1 pseudogene is annotated in these 3,613 nt (G+C 76.5%); it reads left to right on the forward strand.

Annotation, left to right across the window (positions count from 1 at the left end):
• Positions 1 to 164: 164 nt before the first annotated feature.
• Positions 165 to 3,613 (forward strand): annotated as a pseudogene (locus OSB71_RS24000) (SDR family NAD(P)-dependent oxidoreductase); the annotation flags it as partial.

A 3,613-nucleotide genomic window follows, 5' to 3' on the forward strand; every position in this document is an offset into this window, starting at 1 on the left:
CGGCTTCGGCTCCGGTGGTGGTGCCGTGGGTGTTGTCGGCGAGGTCCGCGCAGGCGTTGGCCGGGCAGGCGGGGCGGTTGCTGGAGCGGGTGGACTCACTCGGGTCGCCGGTGGATGTGGGGTGGTCGCTTGCGGTGTCGCGGTCGGTGTTCGAGCACCGTGCGGTGGTGGTCGGTGCCGACCGGGCCGGGCTGCTGACGGCGCTCGTCGAGGGCCGGGACGCCGCCGGCGTGATCACCGGCCGCGCGACGGGCGGCCGCTCGGCGTTCCTGTTCTCCGGTCAGGGTTCGCAGCGGGCCGGGATGGGACGCGAACTGTACGACGCCTACCCGGTGTTCGCGGACGCCTTCGACGCGGTGTGCGCGGAGCTGGACCGCCACCTGGACGCCTCCGTCCGCGAGGTGGTCTTCGACGGCTCGGAGCTGCTGGACCAGACCCAGTACACGCAGGCCGGGCTGTTCGCGCTGGAGGCGGCGCTGTTCCGGCTGCTGGAGCACTGGGGCGTCACCCCCGACTACCTGCTCGGCCACTCCATCGGTGAGGTGGCCGCCGCGCACGTGGCGGGGGTGTGGTCGCTGGAGGACGCCGCCCGGCTGGTCGCCGCACGCGGCCGGCTCATGCAGGCCCTGCCGTCCGGCGGGGCGATGATCGCCGTGCAGGCCACCGAAGACGAGATCACCCCGCACCTGACCGACGCCGTGTCCGTCGCCGCCGTCAACGGACCCACCTCCGTCGTCATCTCCGGTGACGAGGACGCCGTGGTGAAGATCGCCGCACGGTTCGGGAAGTCCAAGCGGCTCAACGTCAGCCACGCCTTCCACTCCCCGCGCATGGACCCCATGCTTCAGGAGTTCCGCACCGTCGCCGAGAGCCTGACCTACCACGCCCCGCGCATCCCGGTCGTCTCCAACCTCACCGGCGACCTCGCCGGGGACGAGCTGACCACCGCCGACTACTGGGTGCGCCACGTCCGCCAGGCGGTGCGCTTCCACGACGGCATGCGCCACCTGGACGGCCTGGACGTGAGCACGTACGTCGAGGTGGGACCGGGCGGCACCCTGACCGCCATGGCCCAGCAAGCCACCAGCCCCAACTCCGAACCCGGGTCCGACGGTGCGGCAGCCGCCGCGTTCGTGCCCGCCCTGCGCAAGAGCCGTCCCGAGCCCGAGTCCTTGGTCACCGCGCTCGCCGAACTCCACGTACGCGGCACCGCCGTCGACTGGCAGGCGTACTACGCCGGAACCGGCGCCCGCCGCGTCGACCTGCCCACCTACGCCTTCCAGCACCAGCGCTACTGGCCGGAGGCTCCGGCGCCGCGCGGGGCCGGAGCGGGCGTTGCGGCCGGGGCGGACGACGCCGGGTTCTGGGCCGCCGTCGAGCGGGAGGACGTCGCGGAGCTGGTGGGCACGCTGGACGTGGCGGAGGACGCGGAGGCCCGGGAGTCCCTGGCCCGCGTGCTGCCCCTGCTCTCGGGGTGGCGACGCGACCAGCGCGGCAACGCCACGCTCGACGACTGGCGTTACCGGGTCGCGTGGCACCCGCTGCCGAGTGCGACGGGCAGCGCGTCGACGGCGGTGCGGTGCTCCGGGCGCTGGCTGCTGGTCGTGCCGGAGGCGCGGGCGGACGACGCGGCCGTGGCGGCGCTCGACGGTGCCCTGGCCGAGCACGGTGCCGAGCCGGTGCGGCTGGCCGTCCCCGGCACGGACGCCACCCGGGACGGTCTCGCCGAGCGGCTGCGCGCGTGCGCGGCGGAACCCGGCGGTGTCTCCGGCGTGGTCTCCTTCCTCGGGCTCACCGAAGGTCCCGTGCCGCACGGCCTGTTCGCCACCGTGGCGCTGTACCAGGCTCTGGGCGACGCCGACGTGCGGGCCCCGCTGTGGTGCCTGACGCGGGGCGCGGTCTCCGTCGGCGCCTCGGACCCGGTCACGCACCCGGCGCAGGCGGGGGTGTGGGGCCTGGGCCGCGTCGCCGGGCTGGAGGCGCCGCAGCGCTGGGGCGGCCTGCTGGACCTGCCCGCCGTGCTGGACGCGCGGGCCACCGCCCGGGTGTGTGCGGCGCTGGCGCGAAGCGGCCCGGAGGACGCGCCGGAGGACCAGCTCGCGGTGCGTCCTTCCGGGGTCTTCGCGCGCCGCCTGCTGCGGGCCCGGTTCGACGCCGCGACGCCGGCCTGGGCGCCGCGCGGCACGGTGGTGGTCACGGGTGGCACCGGGGCGCTGGGCGGGCGCGTGGCCCGCTGGCTGGCCGGGCACGGGGCCGAGCACCTGGTGCTCACCAGCCGCAGCGGTGCGCGCGCCGCCGGGGCCGCCGCGCTGCGGGAGGAGCTGGCGGCCACCGGGGTCCGGGTCACCGTCGCCTCCTGCGACGTCTCCGACCGGGAGGCGCTCTACGGGCTGCTGGACGGGTTGTACGCGGCCGGCGAGCCGGTGAGCGCGGTGCTGCACACGGCGGGCATCGGCCCCGTCCGACCGCTCGCGGACCTGGCGGACGCCGAACTGGCCGCCGTGCTCGACGCGAAGGTGCGCGGCGCGCGCCACCTGGACGCCTACTTCGGTGCGGAGGGCCCCGAGCTCGACGCGTTCGTGCTGTTCTCGTCCAGCGCTGGCGTGTGGGGCGGGGCGGGGCAGGGTGCGTACGCGGCCGCCAACGCCCAGCTCGACGCCCTCGCCGCGCACCGGCACGCCCGGGGCCTGGCGGCGACCTCGGTGGCCTGGGGCGGCTGGGACGGCGGTGGCATGGCCGACGGCGAGGCCGGCGAGCTGATGCGCGCCCGGGGTCTGCCGCTGCTGGACCCGGAGCTCGCGGTGCTGGCCCTCGCCCGCGCGGTGACGGCCGACGAGCCGGTGCTGTGCGTGGCCGACGTCGACTGGGAGCGCTTCGCGCCCCGCTTCACGGCCGCCCGTCCGCAGCCGCTGATCTCCCGGATTCCCGAGGTGCGGCGGCTGGCGGCGCGCACGGACGGACCGGTGGACGGCCTTCGAGGCGCGGACGGCTCGCGGTTCGTGGCCGAGCTGCGGGCGCTCCCGTCGGCCGAGCAGCGGCGGCAGGCGCTGCTGAAGCTGGTCCGCCGGGAGACGGCGGCCGTGCTCGGGCACCCGTCGGTGGAGGCCGTGGAACCCGGCCGCGCCTTCCAGGAGCTCGGCTTCGACTCGCTGACCGTGGTGGAGCTGCGCAACCGGCTGACGACCGCGACCGGCCTGCCGCTGTCCGCCACGCTGGCCTTCGACCACCCCACGCCCGCGGCGCTCGCCGACCACCTGCGGACGGGCCTGCTGGTCGGCCCGGAGGCCGGGGCCGCGATGGTCGAGGCGCCGGCGGGCTCCCGAGCGGGTTCCGGTGCGGGTTCCGACCCCGACGACGACCTGATCGCGATCGTCGGCATGGCGTGCCGTTTCCCCGGCGGGGTGAGCACGCCCGAGGAGCTGTGGGACCTGCTGGCCTCGGGCGGGGACGCCGTGGGCGGCTTCCCCACCGACCGGGGCTGGGACCTGGAGCGCCTGTACGACCCGGAGCGCACGGCGCCCGACACCTCCGCGACCGACCAGGGCGGCTTCCTCTACGACGCCGGGTACTTCGACCCGGCGCTCTTCGGCATCTCCCCGCGCGAGGCGCTGGG

It is taken from the genome of Streptomyces marinisediminis (assembly GCF_026262575.1).
Taxonomy (GTDB): domain Bacteria; phylum Actinomycetota; class Actinomycetes; order Streptomycetales; family Streptomycetaceae; genus Streptomyces; species Streptomyces marinisediminis.